Origin of the sequence: Paraburkholderia sp. C35, assembly GCF_003121405.1 — a bacterium.
GTDB lineage: Bacteria > Pseudomonadota > Gammaproteobacteria > Burkholderiales > Burkholderiaceae > Paraburkholderia.
This window is the reverse complement of record NZ_QBUY01000007.1, coordinates 158,207-178,785: the sequence shown is the minus strand read 5'-3', so window position 1 is coordinate 178,785 and position 20,579 is coordinate 158,207. Positions and strand designations below refer to the sequence as shown.

18 protein-coding genes are annotated in these 20,579 nt (G+C 63.9%); 6 read left to right on the top strand and 12 right to left on the bottom strand.

Annotated elements, in window-relative coordinates:
* Positions 1–143: 143 nt before the first annotated feature.
* Together DK391_RS07285 and DK391_RS07280 are read left to right on the top strand one after the other, a co-directional pair.
* The gene (locus DK391_RS07285; RefSeq protein ID WP_109477320.1) at positions 144–797 is read left to right on the top strand and encodes a glutathione S-transferase family protein; all 654 of its coding nucleotides are present in this window, start codon (positions 144–146) and stop codon (positions 795–797) included.
* Positions 798–873: 76 nt separating this feature from the next.
* The gene (locus DK391_RS07280) at positions 874–1,584 is read left to right on the top strand and encodes a DUF899 family protein (RefSeq protein ID WP_109477319.1); all 711 of its coding nucleotides are present in this window, start codon (positions 874–876) and stop codon (positions 1,582–1,584) included.
* Between the two features lie 64 nt (positions 1,585–1,648).
* On the opposite strand, the gene DK391_RS07275 is transcribed toward DK391_RS07280, so the two are convergent.
* Together DK391_RS07275 and DK391_RS07270 are read right to left on the bottom strand one after the other, a co-directional pair.
* The gene (locus DK391_RS07275) at positions 1,649–2,014 is read right to left on the bottom strand and encodes a hypothetical protein (protein WP_109477318.1); all 366 of its coding nucleotides are present in this window, start codon (positions 2,012–2,014) and stop codon (positions 1,649–1,651) included.
* 225 nt (positions 2,015–2,239) lie between these two features.
* Positions 2,240–3,370 carry an MBL fold metallo-hydrolase gene (locus tag DK391_RS07270; protein ID WP_109477317.1) on the bottom strand — a complete coding sequence of 377 codons (1,131 nt, stop codon included), beginning with the start codon at positions 3,368–3,370 and terminating at the stop codon, positions 2,240–2,242.
* Positions 3,371–3,791: 421 nt separating this feature from the next.
* Between DK391_RS07270 and DK391_RS07265 the strand changes: the two genes are divergently transcribed.
* The 3 genes from DK391_RS07265 to DK391_RS07255 all read left to right on the top strand — a co-directional run bounded on the left by DK391_RS07265 (position 3,792) and on the right by DK391_RS07255 (position 8,969).
* Positions 3,792–6,035: an NADP-dependent isocitrate dehydrogenase gene (locus DK391_RS07265; protein WP_109477316.1), complete on the top strand. Its 2,244-nt coding sequence runs from the start codon at positions 3,792–3,794 to the stop codon at positions 6,033–6,035.
* 813 nt (positions 6,036–6,848) lie between these two features.
* Positions 6,849–8,093, top strand: coding sequence for an MFS transporter (locus DK391_RS07260; RefSeq protein WP_109477315.1), 1,245 nt, complete (start codon positions 6,849–6,851; stop codon positions 8,091–8,093).
* A gap of 63 nt (positions 8,094–8,156) precedes the next feature.
* A complete protein-coding gene (locus tag DK391_RS07255; RefSeq protein WP_109477314.1) occupies positions 8,157–8,969 on the top strand; it encodes an alpha/beta hydrolase in 813 nt (270 codons plus the stop codon).
* A gap of 9 nt (positions 8,970–8,978) precedes the next feature.
* On the opposite strand, the gene DK391_RS07250 is transcribed toward DK391_RS07255, so the two are convergent.
* The 10 genes from DK391_RS07250 to DK391_RS07205 all read right to left on the bottom strand — a co-directional run bounded on the left by DK391_RS07250 (position 8,979) and on the right by DK391_RS07205 (position 19,745).
* Positions 8,979–10,481: an efflux transporter outer membrane subunit gene (locus DK391_RS07250; protein WP_109477313.1), complete on the bottom strand. Its 1,503-nt coding sequence runs from the start codon at positions 10,479–10,481 to the stop codon at positions 8,979–8,981.
* The gene (locus DK391_RS07245) at positions 10,478–11,491 is read right to left on the bottom strand and encodes an HlyD family secretion protein (protein ID WP_109477312.1); all 1,014 of its coding nucleotides are present in this window, start codon (positions 11,489–11,491) and stop codon (positions 10,478–10,480) included. The genes DK391_RS07250 and DK391_RS07245 overlap by 4 nt, the downstream gene beginning before the upstream one ends.
* On the bottom strand, positions 11,488–11,697 hold the full coding sequence (locus DK391_RS07240; protein WP_109477311.1) for a DUF1656 domain-containing protein: 210 nt from the start codon (positions 11,695–11,697) through the stop codon (positions 11,488–11,490). The genes DK391_RS07245 and DK391_RS07240 overlap by 4 nt, the downstream gene beginning before the upstream one ends.
* Positions 11,698–11,731: 34 nt before the next feature.
* The gene (locus tag DK391_RS07235; RefSeq protein WP_109477310.1) at positions 11,732–13,945 is read right to left on the bottom strand and encodes an FUSC family protein; all 2,214 of its coding nucleotides are present in this window, start codon (positions 13,943–13,945) and stop codon (positions 11,732–11,734) included.
* 5 nt (positions 13,946–13,950) lie between these two features.
* On the bottom strand, positions 13,951–14,460 hold the full coding sequence (locus tag DK391_RS07230; protein WP_109477309.1) for a MarR family transcriptional regulator: 510 nt from the start codon (positions 14,458–14,460) through the stop codon (positions 13,951–13,953).
* Between the two features lie 133 nt (positions 14,461–14,593).
* Positions 14,594–15,175 carry a DUF1801 domain-containing protein gene (locus DK391_RS07225; RefSeq protein WP_109477308.1) on the bottom strand — a complete coding sequence of 194 codons (582 nt, stop codon included), beginning with the start codon at positions 15,173–15,175 and terminating at the stop codon, positions 14,594–14,596.
* Positions 15,176–15,256: 81 nt separating this feature from the next.
* Complete coding sequence (locus tag DK391_RS07220; protein WP_109477307.1) at positions 15,257–16,489, bottom strand: FAD-dependent oxidoreductase; 1,233 nt, start codon at positions 16,487–16,489, stop codon at positions 15,257–15,259.
* Between the two features lie 25 nt (positions 16,490–16,514).
* Positions 16,515–16,868 carry a RidA family protein gene (locus tag DK391_RS07215; protein WP_109477306.1) on the bottom strand — a complete coding sequence of 118 codons (354 nt, stop codon included), beginning with the start codon at positions 16,866–16,868 and terminating at the stop codon, positions 16,515–16,517.
* Between the two features lie 16 nt (positions 16,869–16,884).
* A complete protein-coding gene (locus tag DK391_RS07210) occupies positions 16,885–18,411 on the bottom strand; it encodes an amidase family protein (protein ID WP_109477305.1) in 1,527 nt (508 codons plus the stop codon).
* Between the two features lie 47 nt (positions 18,412–18,458).
* Complete coding sequence (locus tag DK391_RS07205) at positions 18,459–19,745, bottom strand: MFS transporter (RefSeq protein ID WP_109477304.1); 1,287 nt, start codon at positions 19,743–19,745, stop codon at positions 18,459–18,461.
* A 142-nt stretch (positions 19,746–19,887) separates the two neighbouring features.
* Between DK391_RS07205 and DK391_RS07200 the strand changes: the two genes are divergently transcribed.
* A complete protein-coding gene (locus DK391_RS07200; protein WP_109477303.1) occupies positions 19,888–20,541 on the top strand; it encodes an XRE family transcriptional regulator in 654 nt (217 codons plus the stop codon).
* Positions 20,542–20,579: the final 38 nt, after the last annotated feature.

Here is a 20,579-nt window from a genome sequence, read left to right as displayed (position 1 = left end):
GGCACCCGACAGGTACGGAACGAAAGCCGACGCCGCAGCGCAGCAATGATTTCTTCGCGTGCGATGTCGATTTGCGTTGCCGCCGTTCGTCGTCAGGATAAGCGGACACTATCGTCCGCTATCTGTCAGCAAGGACGACGACGATGACCTTGACGCTCTACGCCCATCCGTTTTCTTCGTACTGCCAGAAGGCGCTCACCGCGCTTTACGAAAATGGCACGTCATTCGACTATCGCCGGCTCGACGAACCCGGCGCCATGGACGAGCTGGCCGCGCGCTGGCCGATCCGGCGCTTTCCAATGCTGGTCGACGCAGGCCGCACGATCGCCGAATCGACCGTGATCATCGAGCATCTGGCGCTGTTCCATCCCGGCCCCGTGAAACTGCTGCCCGACGATCCGCGCGCCGCGCTGGAGGTGCGCTTCATGGATCGTTTCTTCGACAACTACCTCGCCACGCCGCAACAGAAGATCGTGTTCGACTGCATGCGCGGCGAGGGCGAGCACGATCCGCACGGCGTCGCCTATGCGCGCACGCAGCTCGAAGTGGCCTATGCGTGGCTCGACAACGTGATGAAAGCGCGCGAATGGGCGGCGGGCGAGCACTTCAGTCTCGCCGATTGCGGCGCTGCGCCTTTTCTTTTCTATGCCGACTGGACGCATCGTATCGATCCGAAGTTCGAGCACGTGCTCGCGTATCGCAAGCGCCTGCTGAAGCGGCCCTCGTTCGCGCGGGCGGTGGATGAGGCGCGGCCTTATCGGCATCTGTTTCCGCTCGGCGCGCCGGATCGCGACTGAACGTCTATGCAGGGCCGTCCGGTGTAGTCGGCGGCCCGTTTTCCTGCTTCCACACACCACCGAATGGGAGGCCGCCATGTCATCCGCATCTTCTCTCGTGTCCGCCGCCGAACTGGCGAAACGCAACGGCCGGCACTTTCCGAACGAAAGCGTCGAATACCGCCGTGCGCGCGACGCGCTGCTCGCAGAAGAAATCGAACTGCGCCGCCATATCGAGCGCGTCGCCGAACAGCGCCGCGCGCTGCCGCCGGGCGGCGAAGTGACGGGCGATTACCGCTTCGTCGGCGATGCGGGCGCTGTCGATTTCGCCGGACTGTTCGGCGACAAGAACACGCTCGTCATCTACAGCTACATGTTCGGACCGCAGCGCGAGCGGCCGTGTCCAATGTGCACGTCGCTATTGAGTGCGTGGGACGGCGAGGCGCGCGACATCGCGCAGCGCATCGCGCTGGCCGTGGTCGCGCGTTCATCGATCGACAAGTTGCTGGCGTTCAAACAGGAGCGCGGCTGGCGCGATCTGAAGCTGTATTCGGATGCGAACGGCTCGTATAGCCGCGACTTCGGTGCGATCACGGACGATGGCGGCGACGACGCCGCGTTTCACGTCTTCACGCGCCGCGACGGCACGATCCGGCATTTCTACGCAGGGGAAATGGGCTTCGCGACGGCGGACCCCGGCCAGGATCCGCGTGGCGCGCCCGATCTGATGCCGATGTGGACGATCTTCGACACGACGCCGGAAGGGCGCGATCCGCACTGGTATCCGAAGCTGGATTACGGGAAGTAGAACCGCGCCGCACAAGCGGCGCGAGTCCCTCTGGCGACGACCGCGCGCGGTCAGGCAGCGACAGTCAGTCGGCCAGCCGCTTGTCCGCGAGCGCGCGTTCGCAGTCGCCGAACACGGTGACGACGAGACGCGCCTGCGCGTCGAGTTCATCGGTATCGAGGATTTCTTCGACGGCGTCGCGCGCCCAGTCGGCTTCGACAAACGACGCATGCCGCTGCGCGATGTCGATCGCCATGGCCGACAGCCGCGCGATGCACAGCCAGTCGGCAGTGCGCCCGTGCCGGTCGAGCCACTTGTGCGCGGCTTCTACGTGAAAGGACGGAGAGGGCCAGGTTTCGTTCAGATACCAGGCGCCCAGGCTTCCGCATGTGAGCCAGCACAGCAGCTCCACGCGGTCGCGTTGGCTCAGAAGGTGGCGTACATCACTCATGGCGACGCTCGCGAAGGTAACGGAATTGATGTGAGTTCCGCGTAGCAAAGCTCGAACCCTTGTGTGTACGACAATAACACGCGCATTGTGCCGTGCACGAGAGGGTTTAACCGGATGTGGACGTGTCGTGTGATTCCGAATGTGGGCTGGCCGACAATCACGCGCGTCCGCGTGCTCATCTGGTGCGCTGCATTGCACGCGTACAGTGCAGCGCGGCCCGTTTTTTCAGCGTGAGCAGGTCGACCCGGAACCGTCGAGGCGGATCATCTGGCCATGATGCAGCACCGTGAACGCATCGTCGGGCAGGCCGGCTTCGCGGGTGGCGTCGGCAAGTTTTTTCGGCGGTTCGTCGAGTGGTTCGTCGGCGAGTTCGAACGTGCCCCAGTGAATGCCGACGGCTTTTTTCGCGTGGATGTCCTGGAAAATCTGCACGGCCTGTTGCGGGTCAACGTGCTGCGGCGACATAAACCAGCGCGGGGCATACGCGCCGATGGGAATCAACGCGAAATCGATGCAGCCGAACGCAGCGCCGATTCGTTTGAAGTCGTTCGAATAACCGGTGTCGCCCGCGAAATAGACCGAGAACGGATGCACCGCGCCTGCAGGCGTTTTCATCACCCAGCCGCCCCATAGCGTTTCGTTGCGGTCGGTGAGCGTGCGCGCGGACCAGTGCGTCGCGGGAACGAACCAGAAGTCGAGGCCCGGCACGCTGGTTTGATCGCCCCAGTCGAGTTCCCGCGTATTCGTGATGCCTTTTTTCGCGAGCCAGTCCTTGATGCCGAGCGGCACGAGAAAGAGCGGCGGGCCGCCCGGCTGCGCATTCAGCGCCTCGCCGCTCGCAGTGTCGAGATGATCGTAGTGGCTGTGCGAAATTACGACGACGTCGATATGCGGCAGTTCGTCGAGTGCGAGGCCGGGCGGCACGCGCCGCTTCGGACCCGCAAACGAGAGCGGCGACGCGCGCTCGGAAAACACGGGATCGGCGATCACGTTGACGCCGTTGATCTGCAGCAGGGCGGTGGCGTGGCCGATCCACGTCATCGTGTCCACGCTGCGGTTCGCCTTGAGCCACGCAACATCAGGGTGATCGACGGGAAACGCGTAGCCGTTTTCGGGCGCGTGCGGCAGACCTTGCGTCCAGCGATTCCAGCGCCATTTCCAGACCGAGCCGCGTGCCAGTGGCCCATCCATGTTTTCGTAGCCGCTGTCCGTGCGCGGCGCGTGATGGATGCCGCTTGCAGCGAGTGTGTCGGGTGACGGATCGGGTGACTGCTGCGCGTCGGCTGCACAATGCGCCGATGCGGCGCTCAGGACGAGGGCGGCGCACGCCACGCGCAAGCGGAAAGGAAATGGCATCGTGTTATGGATGTGCTGGCGCGGCTGTCGCCATAAAATAGAGGATTCGACAGTGTAGACCGGGCGCCGCCACCTCCGCCCGCGCCGGAGCGGATTGTCAGCTTCGCGGCGAGTCGCGGTAAAAAGGTTCATCCTTCCGCCATTTGCCGCGCGCAATCTCGGTCTGTGACCGGACCGAACGAATACCCCGGATCCTGAATAATTGTGCTTGTGCAGATATTGTAAAGTGCAATGAAATGCCGTTTGTGACGAGGAAAACGCAGCGATGCAGCGAAAATTCTGCATTTTTTTGCGTTGAAGGCCATTCGGATGGCCCGATTCAAACCGTCAAAATCCAAAATAAGGCAAAATTCGGGGCATTCGCGTCGGCCGTGGCGCTGCCGGCGGCATTTCCCAACCTTTCTCGACCAAGAGCAAAGCGATGAGTACCAAGCAACCTACGATCATCTACACCCTGACCGACGAAGCCCCGCTGCTCGCGACGAGTGCGTTTCTGCCGATCATCCGTACGTTTACCGCTCCGGCTGGCGTCAATGTCGAGACCAGCGACATTTCCGTGGCAGGCCGTATCCTCGGCGAATTCCCGGAATTCCTGACGGAAGAGCAGCGCGTGCCGGACAACCTGGCCGAACTCGGCAAGCTCACGCAGGACGCGGACACGAACATCATCAAGCTGCCGAACATCTCGGCGTCCGTGTTCCAGCTGGTCAGCGCGATCAAGGAACTGCAGTCGAAGGGCTTCAAGGTGCCGGATTATCCGGAAGACCCGAAGAACGACGCAGAAAAGGACATCCAGAAGCGTTACTCGAAGTGCCTCGGCAGCGCCGTGAACCCGGTTCTGCGCGAAGGCAACTCGGACCGCCGCGCGCCTGCCGCCGTCAAGAACTACGCGAAGAAGCACCCGCACAGCATGGGCGAGTGGAGCATGGCGTCGCGCACGCACGTCGCGCACATGAAGCACGGTGACTTCTACCACGGCGAAAAGTCGATCACCAACGACAAGGCGCGTGAAGTTCGCATGGAACTCGTCACGAAGCGCGGCGAAACCATCGTGCTGAAGCCGAAGGTCAAGCTGCAGGACGGCGAGATCGTCGACAGCATGTTCATGAGCAAGAAGGCGCTGGTCGCGTTCTACGAAGAGCAGATGGAAGACGCGCACAAGACGGGCGTGATGCTGTCGCTGCACGTCAAGGCGACGATGATGAAGGTGTCGCACCCGATCGTGTTCGGCCACGCCGTCAAGGTGTTTTACAAGGACGCGTTCGCCAAGCACGCGAAGCTGTTCGACGAACTGGGCGTGAACGTGAACAACGGCCTCGTCGATCTGTACACGAAGATCGAAGCGCTGCCGGAATCGCAACGCGAAGAAGTGATCCGCGACATGCACGCGTGCCACGAGCACCGTCCGGCGCTGGCGATGGTCGATTCGGCCAAGGGCATCTCGAACCTGCACGCACCGAACGACGTGATCGTCGATGCATCGATGCCTGCGATGATCCGCGCCGGCGGCAAGATGTGGGGCGCCGATGGCCGTCCCGCCGACACGAAGTGCCTGATTCCGGAAAGCACGTTCGCGCGCATCTACCAGGAAATCATCAACTTCTGCAAGACCAACGGCCGCTTCGATCCGAAGACGATGGGCACGGTGCCGAACGTCGGCCTGATGGCGCAGAAGGCGGAAGAATACGGTTCGCACGACAAGACCTTCGAAATCAGCGAAGACGGCGAAGCACGCATCGTCGATAACGCGACGGGCGAAGTGCTGAGCGCGCTGACGCAGCAGGTCGAGCAGGGCGACATCTGGCGCATGTGCCTCGTGAAGGACGCGCCGATCCGCGACTGGGTCAAGCTGGCTGTCACGCGCGCGCGCAACTCGGGCATGCCGGTGGTGTTCTGGCTCGACCCGTATCGTCCGCACGAAAACGAACTGATCCACAAGGTGCAGGCGTACCTGAAGGATCACGACACGGACGGTCTCGAGATCCACATCATGTCGCAGGTTCGCGCGATGCGTTACTCGCTGGAGCGCGTGATCCGCGGTCTGGACACGATCTCGGCAACGGGCAATATCCTGCGCGACTACCTGACCGACCTGTTCCCGATCATGGAACTGGGCACGTCGGCGAAGATGCTGTCGATCGTTCCGCTGATGGCGGGTGGCGGCATGTACGAAACGGGCGCGGGCGGTTCGGCACCGAAGCATGTGAAGCAGCTGGTTGAAGAGAACCATCTGCGCTGGGATTCGCTGGGTGAGTTCCTGGCGCTGGCTGTGTCGCTCGAAGAACTGGGCATCAAGTCGGGCAATGCGAAGGCCAAGGTGCTGGCGAAGACGCTGGATGCCGCTACGGGCAAGCTGCTCGACAACAACAAGAGCCCGTCGCCGAAGACTGGCGAACTGGACAACCGTGGTAGCCAGTTCTACCTCGCGATGTACTGGGCGCAAGAGCTGGCTGCACAGACTGACGACGCTGAGCTTGCTGCCAAGTTTGGCCCGCTGGCCAAGGTGCTGACCGACAATGAGAAGACCATTGTGGGTGAGCTGACGGATGTGCAGGGTAAGGGTGTCGATATTGGCGGCTACTATCAGCCGGACTTCGCGAAGCTGGAAACGGTGATGCGTCCGAGTAAGACGTTGAATTCGGCGCTTGCAGCTGTGACGGCTTGAGGGGTGTTGTTGTAGTGGTTTAGGTTTTTTTGTTTTTTTGTTTTTTTGTTTTTTGGCGAAGCCCGTGCATCGTTTTGGTGTGCGGGCTTTTTGCTTTTTGTCTTTTGTACTTTCGCGGGCATCCGCGATTTGCCTCCGTGCTTCATGCGTCGCCCCTGTGCGGGGCAGCACCTACTTTTCTTTGCCGCGGCAAAGAAAAGTAGGCAAAAGAAAGCCGCTGAACACCACCCACTTCGGTCCTTGCCTGCGGGCCCCAGCCGGTCCTATCCTTCACACGGCATCACTCGTCTTAATGCCCGTTGCCAGCGCTCTTTAAGGGCGCATCACCCGCTTCACACTCCTGCGTCTCAGCGAGCCTTACCAGTGAGTCCACGGCCGCCCAGGTGGCAAACGGTGTGTCGGCTGTCGCGCCTTAAATGCATCACTCCGGACTGAAAAGCAAAGGCGGTGTGTCTTGTAGGATCGCCGACGCAAAAGGTGCGATAACCTACACACAGTTTGCCACCTGGGCTGCATATACGGTTCGCTGTAGCATGATGCGCTACGGGTGATTGAAGCGGGTGAGGCGCTCGTAAAGAGCGCTGGCAGCGGGCATCGAGAAGAACGATGCCGCGGACAGGACGGGGCCGTTGGGGGCCCGCAGGCAATAACTAGCATTAGCGGTGTTAGCCCGCTTTCTTTGCTTACTTTCTTTGCGGCGGCAAAGAAAGTAAGTGCCGCCCCGCACAGGGGCAACACTAGCAGACCACTAACAAAACGCGGACGCCAGCGAAGCCAACCCCAAACACAAAACCAAAACCAAAACCTCCCCGCATGCGCGCCCATAACCATTCCTTCTTCGCCTCGCTATTCTTCTCGCGGCTCGCGGACCAGATCCTGCTATTCCTCGTCCCGCTCGTCGTCTTCCAGACGACACAAAAGCCGACTTGGTCCGGCATCGCGTTTTTCATTGAAGCACTGCCGCGCTACGCGGTATTCCCCGTGTGTGGCGCGCTATGCGACCGCATGTCGCCCGTGACCATACTGCAAGCCAGCCAGCGTTTTCGTGCTATCGCCTGCGCCGCAGGCATAGCGGGATACGCGCTAACCACCGGCATCGGCTGGTTGATCGCTCTGTCAGCGGTCTGCGGCGTGCTTACCAGTCAGGGTCTCGTCGCCCGCGAAGTGCTGTTGCCACAAGTATTCACGTCGGAACGTTTTGAGAAAGTGCTGTCGCATGCGCAGATCGCCGATCAGGTCGGCGTCGTGCTCGGTCCGATGCTGGCGGGCCTGCTGCTCGGCTGGTGGCGCTGGGAATATGTGGTCGGCGTGGCAGCGCTGCTGTTCTTCACCGCCGATGCCGCGACATTCTGGTGGCAGCGCGCCAGCGCATTCGTCTGGACACCGCACGGTCACGCGGAAAAGCATTGGTTCGCGCCCGTCAAAACCGCACTCGCGCATATCGTGCAACTGCCTGGCTTGAGCCGGCTCATCGCGCTCGCTGCCGCCGAAAATCTCGTGATCGGTGTCACGCTGGCGACTTCGGCGGCGATGGTCACAGGGCTGCACGCTCGCACGGACGCGTTCTATACCTTCGTTCAGACAGCCGGTGCCGTCGCCACGATCGTTATCCTGCTGCTGATCGCCCGCATGCAGATTCCACGCAAGGCGCTCGGCATCGTGTCGTTCCTCGCGATCTTCGCGGGCGGCCTGCTTGCAGGAGCAAGTCCTTCCGTGTGGGGTTACGTCGCAGGCTTTCTGCTGATCGTCGGCTTCGACAAGATGTTCAGCATCTATATCCGCAGCGTGCGGCAGGCGATCATTCCCGCGAAAGACTACGGCAAGACCCTTGGTGTCATCATCATGCTCAACAATCTGACGCAACCGCTCGCGGGGCTGCTCGTCGGCATGTTTTCCGGGCAGGGTCGCATGAGCGCTGTCGTGATCGCGATCTCGTTCGGCATGGGTGCGCTTGGGCTGATCGTCGTGCTGGCGGGTGCGATTGCGCGGCGGCGTGAGCGGCGTGCCCGTGGGCAGGTCGCGCCGCTGGCGCAGCGCACCTCCGACCGGGCCGAATAGACACGCGAAGTCACGCCACGATGTCACAATGACGCGATCGCTTTTCCACGGAGCGCCCTCGACATGGAATCGGACGACGAACTGAAGTATTTCGCCTTGCACGGCGCCACGCCGTTACCCGATGCGCAGGAAAGTGGCTTCGTGGATCATGCGGGCGCGCGCATCGCGTGGTCGGCGTATGGCATCGGAGACCCGGTCGTGCTGCTGCACGGCGGCCTCGGGCACAGCGGCAACTGGGGTTATCAGGTGCCGGCACTCGTGGACGCCGGCTATCGCGCGATCCTGATCGACAGTCGTGGACACGGCCGCAGCACGCGCGACGCGCAACCGTATAGCTACGACCTGATGGCGTCCGATGTGCTCGCCGTGCTCGACGAACTGCAGCTGCCGAAAGCCGCGTTCGTCGGCTGGAGCGACGGCGCTTGCACGGCGCTGATTCTCGCGCGGCGCGCGCCGCAACGCGTCGCGGGCGTGTTCTTTTTCGCGTGCAACATGAATCCGGACGGCGCCAAACCGTTCGAGCCGACGCCCGTGATCGATCGCTGCTTCAACCGGCATCGCGCGGATTATCAGGCGCTGTCGGCAACGCCCGGCGAGTTCGACGCGTTCGTCGCCGCCGTCAGCGAGATGCAACGCACCCAGCCCGATTATTCCACCGACGATCTCGCGCACATCGCCGTGCGCGTCGTGATCGCGATTGGCGAGCACGACGAGTTCATCAAGCGCGAGCACGCCGTCTATCTTGCCGAAACCATTCCGGGCGCCGAACTGATCATCTTGCCCAACGTCAGCCACTTCGCGCCGCTGCAGCGGCCCGCGCTGTTCAATGGCGTGATCGAGCGGTTCGCGGGCACTGCGTTGGAAACGCAGGGCTGAGCGCGATTATCAGTTCTTCGCGCCGACTTTTTCGCTCTTTACGTTGCCGCTATCGCTGCTGTCCTGCTCCCAGCCGCCGCCGAGCGCAAGGAACAGGTTCACCTGATCGACGGCCACCTGGCCTTCGGCCGCCGCCACCTGCGAGGCGACGCTGGTCAGCGTGCGCGTCGCATCGAGATCGTCGATGAAGGTCTCGCGGCCCGCCGTATAGAGGCGGTGCGTTTCGTCTGCCGACTGCACGGCCGACTTGTAGGCGATGCGCAAGGCGTCGGCGCGCGTGGTGTCGGATGCGTAGGTGGACAGGCTCGTCTGCGTTTCGCGCAGCGCGTTCAGCACCACGCCGTCGAAATGCGCGAGCGCGCCGCCCGTGGCCGCTTCCGCCTCGTGCACCCGTGCGCGCTGGCCGTTGATCGGGAACGTCCAGCTGATCAGCGGGCCGCACGCCCAGCGGTTCGTGGTCGGTCCGAACAGATCGCCGACCACGCCGACCGAACCCGCCGACGCGCCAATCGCCCCGGTCGGGTAGAGCGCCGCCGGCGCCACGCCGATGCGCGCCGTCGATGCGGCGAGCAACCGCTCGGCCTGGCGCACATCAGGACGACGCTTGAGCAGCGCCGCGCCGTCGCCGACGGGAATCGGTTCTTTCAGTTGCGGCAGCCGCTGACAGGTGAGCACGGCGGGCGGCAGATCGTTCGGCGAGCGCGCGAGCAGCATCGCGAGACGGTACTGCGCGGCGCGCCGGCGTGCGACGAAGCGCGGGATGTCGGCGGCAAGCGTGTCGGCTTGCGTTTGTCCGCGCGTCACGTCCGGCTGGTTGCCGCGGCCCGCGTCGCGCAGCCGCTGCGTGAGTTTGACGCGTTGCCGCTGCAGCGACAGCGACTTCTGCGCGATGTCGAGTTCGTCGCCCGCCGAGCACGATTCGACATACGCGCGCACGACATCGGCGACGACCGTGATGCGCGCAAGATCGCTCGCCGCTTCGACGGCTTCGTCGTCGGCCTTGGCGGCTTCAACGCCGCGCCGCAGCTTGCCGAACAGATCGACTTCATACGACACGCTCAGATCGAGCGCGCCTTCGTTGACGACGGGAATCTTCTCCGACAGCAGATACTGTTCGGCGGATTCCTGCGCACGCTGGAAAGCCGCCGACGTCTTGCCCGAAAACCCGCCTTGCTCGTTCGCGAAGTCCAGTTGCGCGCGCGAGCGGGCGAGGTTGGCCGCTGCCACGCGCAGATCGGTGTTCGACGTGAGCGCTTCGCTGACCAGCTGATCGAGCACCGGGTCGTCATACAGGCGCCACCACTTCGACGGCACGGCCTGCTGCGTGACGGGCGCCTTGTCCGCGCCGTCGATGGCCGCGTTCGCGTACGGCGCGTTGACGGCTGCGTTCTCGGGCAGCTTGTAGTTCGGGCCGACCGTCGTGCAGGCGTTCAGCGCGAGCGCGATGGGCAGCAGCGCGAGACCGGCGCGCGCCGCCTGCGAAGAGGTGAAGCGAGACGAAAAGCGTTTCATTGCGATGCGCCCGATGCAGTATGCGTCGCGCTCGACGGCGCCGTGCCGACGATGGCGGCGCCCGTCGTCGACGCACCCGAAGACGCACCCGGCGCGGAAGCCGCCGCCGCATCCGACGCCGGATTGCTGCGCCCGATCGAAGGACCGATGCCGCGCACCGACACCGTCGCCGTGCGGCCCGCGATCAGGCGGAAGTCAGCCGGAATCTCATCGAGCGCGACGCGCACGGGAATGCGTTGCGCGAGACGCACCCAGCTGAACGCCGGATTCACGTTCGGCAGCAGATTCTGGCTTTGCTGGCGGTCGCGGTCTTCAATCGCCGCGACGATGCTCAGCACGTGGCCGCGCAGCACGTTCGGCTCGCCCATCACCTTGATATCGACGGGCTGGCCGATGTCGATACCGTGCAGCTTGGTTTCCTCGAAGTAACCGTCGACGCGGAACGAATGCATGTCGACCACCGACAGCACCGGCCGTCCCGCCGCGATGTACTCGCCGACACGTGGCGCGCGGTCATTCAGATAGCCATCCACCGGACTTACGATCACCGTGCGCTGGAGATTGAGCCGTGCCGTATCGATCGCGACCTGGGCATCGGCGAGCGCCGCCGTGGCGGTTTCGACGCGCGATTGCGTTTCTTCGACCACCTCACGTGCGACGAGATTGCCGAGCACGCGGTTGCGGGCATCTTCGCGGCGCGCCTGATCGAGCGTCGCGCGGCGCTGCTGTGCGGTCGCCTCGGCATTGCGCAGCGCGAGCGTGTAGCGCGCCTGGTCGATCACGAACAGCACGTCGCCGCGCTTGACCTGCTGGTTGTCGACCACCTTGACCTCGGTGATGAGGCCGGACACATCGGGCGCCACCTGGATGACGTCGGCGCGCACGTGACCGTCGCGCGTCCACGGCGCGAACATGTAGTAATCGACCAGCTTCCACAGCACGGCCGCTGCGATCACGACGACGATAAGAGTGAGCAGGATCTGCCCGACTGAGAACCAGGTTTTTTTCACGTTATGAACCGGTGCGAAACGATGACGACAAGCCCCAGCAACAGAACATAGATGCCGAGATCGAAAATGGAACGATGCCAGATGAAGCGGTACACGCCGATGCGCGCGAGCACATTGCGCACCACCAGATTCATCAGATAGGCGATGATCATCAGCACCAGCACGGCTGGCACGAAGACGCCGAGAATGTCGATTTCGCCGATCATATGCGTCGACAGCCTGTAAAGAATGAGTTGGGCATCAGGCGGCGGTCTCCGGTTGGGGCGGCGGATTGGCGGGTGCGCCTTGCGGCGGGAACAGCGACAGGCGCATGCCCACCAGCGCATGCAGCGTTTCGCGCAGCCAGCGCTCGCCGGAGCGCGCGGCGGGTGCAGCGGGCGTGGCGGGCGTGGGTGCGGCGGCTGGCGTGTCCGCGCCGTCGGCTTGCCCTTGCGGTGGCTGCGGAGCGCCCGTTTCCGGTTGTCCTTCCTGAGACGTCGGTGCGCCGCCTTGCGACTGCGCGATGTTGAGCGTGGTCACGCGCGCGACGGCGGCGTCGATGGTCTCGATCAGCGCCGCGGGCACCGGTTGCCGCGTGCGGTGCGCGATGCATTGTTCGAAATATTGCCGCACGCCAGTCAGCACGTCATCGATCGATACCTGCAGGTCGGCCGTCAGCTTGCGACGCGTGCGGCGCAGATCCAGCGCGTTCAGCGCGACGCGGAAATCGCGGAAGCTTTCGATCGACGGATGGCGATGCGAATCCGATGCCGCATGACGCGGCAGCAGTTGCATCAGCCGGTCGAGCATGCGCGAGTACAGATTGCGCTGGTCTTCGATTGCCGCCGTCGATGCGCTCACCACCACGTCGGCCCATGCCGAGCGCGTCAGCCGCGAGGCAGCCAGTTCGGCGCCGAAAGGACGCGTGGCGCGTGTCCACAGGTACGCGAACAGCAAGCCGGCAACGCCCGCCAGATTGTTGTTGATGAACACGAAGAAGTCGGCCTCGTAAGCGCTCTGAATGCTGATGAAGGTCGCCGTGTTGACGGCTGTCAGCATCGTCACCAGCGTGAACTGCGGGCGCGGAATCAGCGTGCCGATGATCAGGAATGGCCCCGCAAAAATCACCACCAGCATCGCGAAGTCGTGCACGAGCGGCAGCACCACGAACACATACAACCCGGCGAACACGACGCTCATGCAGGTCGCGAGAAAGAACTTGAAGACGGCGGGCGCTGGCTCGTCGAGCGCGGCGAAGAAGCAGCACGACACGGCCGCGAGCGCCACGGCGGAGGCGCCGTCGTTCCAGCCCGAGGTGATCCACAGCCCGCACGCGAAGATGATGGCGCCCACGGCGGAAGCCGTCGAAAACAGCATCATGCCGTAATCGGAGAAGCGCTCCGTGCCGCCCAGCCGCCAGTGGCGGAAGTGCGGACGCCACAGCACAGTCTCGTTGACGATGGTCGCGCGCAGGCAGCGAATATCGCGCCACACGTCGATCACCTGCCCCAGCCGCCACAATGCGTTCGACAGCAGCGCGCCGTCCCAGCTTGCGAGCGCCTCGGCGGACGGCCTGAGCGCATCGGTGCGGGCGCGCAGCGCGTCGGCTTCGTGGGCGGGTTCCTCAGCGAGTCTGGCGTCGAGCGTCGGCGAACGTATCCACTTTGCGACGTCCAGCAGCAGGCCTTCGATATCAGGCGCATGGCCGCCGCGCTGCTTGACCAGTTCGATCAGCGGATCGGCCATCGACGAGATCAGCGGCAGAAAGATCTGCATGCGTCCCTGCAGCGCGCGGGCGCGTCGCACGATGTCGGGCCGGGTGTGATCGTAGGTCAGCTGGCTCAGCAGAAATTCGAGGCCGTTGACGGTGGCCGCAAGCCGCTGGCGCGAGGCCGAGATGGCCGCACCGGCGACGCGGCCGGACAGCGTCTCGCTGGCGTAGAAGGCGGCATCGCGGAACCAGGCGTCGGTGCGCTCGATCAGCGTCGGCGCCAGCCGGCTCGGAAACACCACGCTGCCGACAATGCTCGCCACCACGATGCCAAGCAGAATCTCTTCCGTGCGGGTAATGGCCAGATCGAAGATGGTGGTCGGATTGGTGACGGCGGGCAGCGCGATCAGCGGCAGCGTGTAGCCGGCCAGCAGGAACACATAGCTGCGCGCGGTCCGGTCGTTCATCGACAGAAACAGCAGCGAGCCCGTCCACACCGCGACGATCACGCTGAACAGGAACGGCGACTCGACGAACGGCGGCACGATCAGCACGGCGCCCGCCGCGCCGAGCGCCGTGCCGAGCGCGCGGTACAGCGCCTTCGAGCGGGTCGCGCCGACGAACGGATTCGAGACGATGTAGACAGTCGCCATCGCCCAGTAAGGGCGCGGCAGTTCGAGCGCAAGGGCGATGTAAAGCGCGATCATCGCGGCCGCGAACGTCTTGGCGGAAAACAGCCAGTCGCGGACTGAGGGATAGACCATGACGGTTATGTCTTGCGTTGGCTGCCGGATCGGGAGGCGGCGGCCGGCTCGCCGGATGCGCCTCTGTCGGGAGTGACTGTAGCATCCAGAGACGCATTGAACGCATTCAGCACCCGCAGCGTGGTTTCCAGATCCTCGCGGCTTACGCCCTTGAGCACGCGCGCGCGCAGCGCCATCAGGCGTTCTTCCATGCGCGCCGTGACGGCGCGGCCTTCGTCGGTAAGGGTGATGGTCTTGGCGCGTTTGTCGTCGGGATCTTCGTCGCGGCGCACGAGGCCGGCGGCGCACAACTGGTCGAGCAGGCGCACCAGCGACGGACCTTCGATCCCCACATGTTCGGCAAGCGTCACCTGACGCACGGCTTCGCCAAGACGGTTAGCCGTGAGCAGCGGACCGGCGCACGCTTCGGAGACGTTGTACGCCGACAGCACGCTATGACTCGTGCGGCGCCAGCGGCGCGCGGCGACGACCAGCGTGCTGCTGACGGAGCGGCGCAAAAGGTGGAGATTGACCATGGGCCGGGATTGTATGTCGAATTTTATTCGTTAGCATCCTATCGACCTACATTTTTTAAGGGAATGCTACAAAGTTCACTTACCGTGTGTTTCGGGGAGAGGGCGCTGCCTGTCTTTTGCGCGCCCGTAGCTTTCAGTCGTCGTTCAAACCCTTGCCTTCGAAGATCAGCGGCATGCATTTTTCGATCCGCGACTCGCGGGTTTTCGACTGCTTCGCCGACGAAAAATGCAGCAGATAGGCGCGTTGCCGTCCAGGCGTCAGCGCTTCGAAAGCCTTCTTGAGCTTCGGCAGCTTGTCGAGCTTCGCCTGAAACTCCTCGGCGACTTCGAAATCTTCCGTCGATTTACGCTGCACTTTCAGGCCGGCTTTTTCAACCTCGATGGCCGCGCGAATGTAGGTCTTCAGCGTGGCTTGCAGCTTGACGATTTCCTGAAGGCTCGTGAAGCGCACCTGACGCGCAGACTGCACGTTCTCCGTCTGCTGGATCAGGATGCCTTTCGGATCTTTCAGCAGCGCGCCCTTGGTGAACAGCAGCGCGCAGTAGTCCTTGAAGCTGTGGATGAGCACGACGTTCTTGTCATCGACGGTGTAGCAGGGCACGCCCCACTTCAGTTCTTCCGTGACGGGGCAATCGAGCACGATCGCGCGGAGCTTTTCCGTTTCTTCACGCCATTTTTCGAGTTTGCTGATGTAGGCGTCGACTTTGGGATTCATGGGTGTCCCTTGGGAATCAGGCGAGCCTATGGTACAGCCCGCCAGCCCCGCGCGGCAAACCCGTTCAGGAACGCGGTCTTATCAGAAACGGTCTGCGCGAAACGGATAAGGATTGGCGACCGTCGGCGTGCCCGTCATCATTTCCGCGAGCAGTCGCCCGGTAACGGGCCCGAGCGTGAGCCCATGATGCGCGTGGCCGAAGGCGAACCACAAATCCTTATGACGCGGCGCCGGTCCGATGATGGGCATCATGTCCGGCGTGCACGGACGGCGGCCCAGCCACGGACGCTCATCGAGCCGCGCGCCTAGCGGGAAGGTCTCGCGCGCAATCGGCTCGATGCCGTCCAGTTGCACGGGCGGGGCGGGCGCGTCGCAGGCGGCGAGTTCCGCGCCCGTCGTCAGACGGATGCCGCGCGCCATCGGCGTGATCATGTAGCCGATTTCCGTGTCGAGCACGGGCTGATTCAGCCGCGCGCCATCCTGCGCCGCGTAATGCATGTGATACCCGCGCTTGACGGCAAGCGGCAGCCGGTAGCCGAAGCGGGCGCTCGCCGTATCCGACCACGGGCCGAGCGAGATCACCGCTGACTTTGCGTCGATGCGTCCTGCATCGGTGTCGACGCTCCAGTGCGGTTGCAGCGTCGCGGCATCGCCGATGAAAATGCGCCCGCCAAGTTGCTCGAAGTAACGCGCGTAGGCCGTGACGAGCGCGTTGGGATCGCTGACGGTATCGGCATCGGTGTAACGCAGCGCGCCGAGCAGCACGTGGCTCAGCGAAGGCTCGTCGCGGCGCAGTTGCGCGGCGTCGAGTGCGTCGAACGTCACGCCGTACTCGGCTTTCCAGCGTTCGGCGTCACGCAGCGCGGCGTCCTGCTTGCGCGCGCTGCGGAACACCTTCAGCCAGCCGCCCGTGCGCAGCAACGCCTGCGCACCCGATGCCTCGATCAACGCGCGATGCTCATCGACGCAATGTTCGATCAGCGTCGCATAAGAACGCGCAATCGCGGCGTGACGGTCCGCACGCGAGTGATGCCAGTAGCGATACAGAAACGGCAGCAGCTTCGGCATCGCGCTGACGTGATAGCGGACATCGAGCGAACGGTTGCGCGCGTAGCGCAGCAGCGTGCCGGCATCGCGTGGAAACGCATACGGATAGACGCCTTCACGCTGGATCAGCCCCGCGTTGCCAAACGAGGTCTCGTTGCCGGGCGCCTTGCGATCGACCAGCGCCACGGCCAGCCCGCGCTGTTGCAGATGCACGGCGACCGACACGCCCACCATGCCGCCACCGAGTACGACGGTATCGAACTTCATTGCCGCGTTTCCTCGCGCGATGACATCAGGCCAGCGCCGTCACGGCGATTTCGACATCGAGTCCCGGCTTCATCAGCAGGGCCTGCACGCAGGCGCGCGTCGGTGCGTGGCCCGCAGGCACCCATGCGTCCCAGACGGCGTTGAATTCGTCGAAGTGCTTCGGGTCGCTCAGCCACACGTTCGCGGTCAGCACGCGCGTCTTGTCGCCATTCGCCGAAGCGAGCAGCGTGTCGATGCGCGCGAGGATTTCCGTGGCTTGCACGGTGATCGATGCGCCCGCCGTGTCGGGCACCTGGCCCGACAGATAGACGGTCCCGTTGGCAATCACCACCTGGCTCATGCGGGCGTTGGTTTGCAGTCGTTTGATTTCGTTGGACATGGTTGTGTTCGGTGAGTTAGACGGATGACATGCCGGCTTCGGCTTCGCCCGTCGAATCGAAAATAGGCGGCGCGGTGACGATCGATTTCAAGGCTGGATTCGGCTGCGTGAGCTTCGACAGATCGGGGCGCGGACGGCGTAACGCAGGATGCCGTTCGAACGCCAGTTCCATCGCGCGTGCAACGGCGAGCGTCTTGAGATCGCCATGATACGGCCCGACGATCTGCACGCCGAACGGCATGCCGGCCGCATCGACGCCGCATGGCAGCGACAGCGCGGGATGTGTCGTCAGCGTCACCACGTAGGTCAGCGCGAGCCAGCGGTAATAGTTTTCCTGCGCGCGTCCGTTAATCTGCGCGGCGTATAGCTCGCGCCACGGAAACGGCGAGACGGGCGTGGTCGGCGACAGGATCACGTCGTAACGCTCGAACGCAGACTGGAAGCGTTTGAAGATGCGCGTCTGCTCGGCTTGCGCCCACGCGCTGTCGGCCAGCGACATTGCGGCGCCCATCTCGTAGTTGGCGCGCGTGTTCGGACCGAGCGCGCCAGGGTCGCGCGCGTACGCGTCGCGCAGACCCGCGACGAAGCTCTCGGCGCGGATCACGTCGAACGCGCGGTGCGCGTCGCCGAGATCGAATGGAACCGGCTCGCAGGTCCGCACCATCGGCGCGAGCGCGGCCATGCGTGCGCGGAACAGGTCGCGGATGCCGTCATCGACATCGCAGCAGCCGAAGTCTTCCGTATAACCGACCCGCAAGGTCGAGAGATCGAAGGCGGGCAGGTTGGTGAAGCCGTGCGCATCGACTTCATAGCTGAGGGGATCGCCGGTGGAAAGGCCCGCAGTCGCCGCGAGTTGCAGCGCCGTCTCTTCGACGTCGCGGCCCATCGGGCCGACCACGGAGATGGGCGTCCAGCCGAGCAGACGGCGCGAATTCGGCACCAGTCCCGCCGATGGCCGGAACCCGACCACCCCGCATTTCGATGCCGGAATGCGCAGCGAGCCGCCTGTGTCGGAGCCCGTGCACACGGGCAGCATGTCGCACGCGAGCGCCGCCGCCGAGCCGCCCGATGAGCCGCCCGCGTTCAGTTCCGTGTTGAACGGATTGCCCGTCGCGCCCCACACCGGATTGCGCGTGTTCGCGCCCGCGCCCAGTTCAGGCACGTTGGTCTTCGCGACCAGAATCGCGCCCGCCGAACGCAAGCGCTCGACCAGCACGACATCGCGTGACGGCACGTGGCCGCGCGACATCGGCGAGCCGTAGGTGGTGAGCAGTCCCGCCGTGTCTTCCAGATCCTTCACGCCGAGCGGCAGGCCATGCAGCAAGCCGAGCGGCTCGCCGTCGAGCACCTTGCGCTCGGCAGCATGCGCGGCCTTGCGGGCGTCGTCGTAACAGGTGGCCGTGATCGCATTCACGGCGGGGTTGATGGCTTCGATCCGTTCGATGCAGGCGTCGAGCAGTTCGACAGGGGAAATCTCTTTCGCGCCGATCATCCGGCGCAACTCGACGGCATTGAGCGCGACGAGCTTGTCGCTATCAGACATGGTCCACGTTCCTGGTTGATGCTGCGTGTTCGTGCTTTCGAATGAAGTCAGTTGAGCGCTTCGCCCGTGCGGTCGCGCAGCCAGATGACGGGCACCAGCGACACCGCGCAGGCCGCCGCGACGTACCATGCGGGCGCGAGCGGATTGCCGGTCAGCGCAACCAGCCAGCTGGCGACGAACGGCGAAAACCCGCCGAAGAACGACGCGCTCACCACATAGGTTAGCGCGATGCCCGTGGCGCGCACATGTTTGGGGAAAAGTTCGGGGATCATCACCAGCACCGGCACGATCTGCCCGGCGACGAAGACCGCGAGAAACGCGGACACCGCGCACAGCATGATCGCCGACGGTTGCGCGGACAGCCACGCGAAGGCGGGATAGACCGTGAGCAGCAGGATCACGCGCGAAACGACCAGCACGCGCTTGCGGCTGAAGCGATCCGCGAGCTTGCCCGCGATGGGCGCCGCAACGAACAGCACCAGCGAACTGATCACGCCCGACACGACGGAAGCCGTCGATGAAAGATGCAGCGTGCGCACCGCATGGCTCGGCAGAAAAAACGCGGTGATGTAGACGGACACCGAGCCGCCGAGTTCGGCGAACGTGCCGAGTATCGTCAGCTTCAGATGCGTGGTGAGCGCGGCCTTCAGCGCGCCGCGACGATGCGTGCCTGTGTGAGAAGCATCGCTGAGCGTTTCTTCGAGCCTTCGGCGGATCAGCATGCCGACAGGCGCCGCGACGATGCCCAGCACGAACGGAATGCGCCAGCCCCACGCCAGCACGGCGTCCTTCGGCAGCGCGACGTTGACGAGCGTCGCGACGGCTGCGCCCAGTGCAAGACCGAGTGCCGTCGCCGCGAAGTTCCAGCTGGCGAAAAACGCACGCGTCGAGTCCGATGCGTATTCGACCAGCAGCGTCGTGCCGGGACCGAATTCGCCGCCCGCGGCAAAGCCCTGAATCAGGCGCGCGGCGAGCACGATGAAGGGCGCGGCCATGCCCGCCACTGCATAGGGCGGTGCGCACGCGATCAGCGCGCAACTGAGCGCCATCAGCATGATGGTCAGCACCATCGCTTTCTTGCGGCCCACGCGGTCGGCATACGCGCCGATCACGATGCCACCCAGCGGCCGCACCACGAATCCGACACCGAACACGCCGATCGACAGCAGAAACTGGTTCACGGGCGACGCCGACGGGAAAAACAGCTGCCCGATCTGGATCGCGAAGAAGCTGTAGATGGTGAAGTCGTAGAACTCCAGCGCCGTGCCGAGCGTGGTCGCGGCGATCACCTGGGTCTTCGACAGACCGGCTTTTTCCAATGCAAGCGTTGACACGGGCTGCGCTCCTGAAAGGACTGCATGGGACTGGCATCGATGCGAGTTATCATATACGAGAAAAAATAAATTCTCGTATACGACAAAACCCTTTGTCCCTTTGTCGTTCGTGAGACTTACGTAAGACCTACCGAGCATCGTCATGGCTACCCGATCCACTGCGCGTAAAACAACCGAAGCCGAAGCCGCCGACGCTTCGTCCCAGATCGATCACAAGGCGGTCGGCGCGCGGCTGCGCGACGCGCGCAAGGCACGCGGGTTGACGCTGATGCAGTTGTCGGAGCAGTCGGGTATCGCGGTATCGACGATTTCGAAGGCCGAGCGCGGCGACATCGCGCTGACCTACGACAAGTTCGCGGCGCTCGCGCATGCGCTACAACTCGACTTCGACGCGATCTTCGGGCGCGCGAAGCGTGCTGCCGCCAGTCCGATCGAGCCGACCTTCACCGCGTCCGGCCAGCAGATGATTTACGACACGCCCAATTACGAATACGGGATGCTCGCGAACGATCTGACAGGCAAGCGGATGGTGCCGATGCGCGCGCATGTCAGGGCGCGCAAGTTGACGGATTTTCCCGACTACATCCGTCACAGCGGCGAGGAGTTCGTGTTCCTGCTCGATGGCGCGCTCGAATTGCGCTTCGAGACAGGCGCGGTGTTCCATCTGAAACCGGGCGACAGCCTGTACTTCGATAGCGCCGTGGGCCATGTGTATCTGAGCACGGGAAAGAAGCCCGCCGAAGTCCTCGTCTGTTGCGTCGACACCGACGCGCACCGTCCCGCCGACGCCATCTGAGCGCAACACACGACGCGGGTAACATGGCGGCTTGTGCC

Excerpts from the sequence above, each read along its gene's own strand:
- DK391_RS07275 (WP_109477318.1), bottom strand. The coding sequence starts at position 2,014 with ATGAGTGATGTACGCCACCTTCTGAGCCAACGCGACCGCGTGGAGCTG.
- DK391_RS07200 (WP_109477303.1), top strand. The coding sequence starts at position 19,888 with ATGGCTACCCGATCCACTGCGCGTAAAACAACCGAAGCCGAAGCCGCC.
- DK391_RS07225 (WP_109477308.1), bottom strand. The coding sequence starts at position 15,175 with ATGAATCCCAAAGTCGACGCCTACATCAGCAAACTCGAAAAATGGCGT.
- DK391_RS07215 (WP_109477306.1), bottom strand. The coding sequence starts at position 16,868 with ATGTCCAACGAAATCAAACGACTGCAAACCAACGCCCGCATGAGCCAG.
- DK391_RS07250 (WP_109477313.1), bottom strand. The coding sequence starts at position 10,481 with ATGAAACGCTTTTCGTCTCGCTTCACCTCTTCGCAGGCGGCGCGCGCC.
- DK391_RS07280 (WP_109477319.1), top strand. The coding sequence starts at position 874 with ATGTCATCCGCATCTTCTCTCGTGTCCGCCGCCGAACTGGCGAAACGC.
- DK391_RS07260 (WP_109477315.1), top strand. The coding sequence starts at position 6,849 with ATGCGCGCCCATAACCATTCCTTCTTCGCCTCGCTATTCTTCTCGCGG.
- DK391_RS07235 (WP_109477310.1), bottom strand. The coding sequence starts at position 13,945 with ATGGTCTATCCCTCAGTCCGCGACTGGCTGTTTTCCGCCAAGACGTTC.
- DK391_RS07285 (WP_109477320.1), top strand. The coding sequence starts at position 144 with ATGACCTTGACGCTCTACGCCCATCCGTTTTCTTCGTACTGCCAGAAG.
- DK391_RS07230 (WP_109477309.1), bottom strand. The coding sequence starts at position 14,460 with ATGGTCAATCTCCACCTTTTGCGCCGCTCCGTCAGCAGCACGCTGGTC.
- DK391_RS07255 (WP_109477314.1), top strand. The coding sequence starts at position 8,157 with ATGGAATCGGACGACGAACTGAAGTATTTCGCCTTGCACGGCGCCACG.
- DK391_RS07265 (WP_109477316.1), top strand. The coding sequence starts at position 3,792 with ATGAGTACCAAGCAACCTACGATCATCTACACCCTGACCGACGAAGCC.
- DK391_RS07270 (WP_109477317.1), bottom strand. The coding sequence starts at position 3,370 with ATGCCATTTCCTTTCCGCTTGCGCGTGGCGTGCGCCGCCCTCGTCCTG.
- DK391_RS07220 (WP_109477307.1), bottom strand. The coding sequence starts at position 16,489 with ATGAAGTTCGATACCGTCGTACTCGGTGGCGGCATGGTGGGCGTGTCG.
- DK391_RS07210 (WP_109477305.1), bottom strand. The coding sequence starts at position 18,411 with ATGTCTGATAGCGACAAGCTCGTCGCGCTCAATGCCGTCGAGTTGCGC.
- DK391_RS07240 (WP_109477311.1), bottom strand. The coding sequence starts at position 11,697 with ATGATCGGCGAAATCGACATTCTCGGCGTCTTCGTGCCAGCCGTGCTG.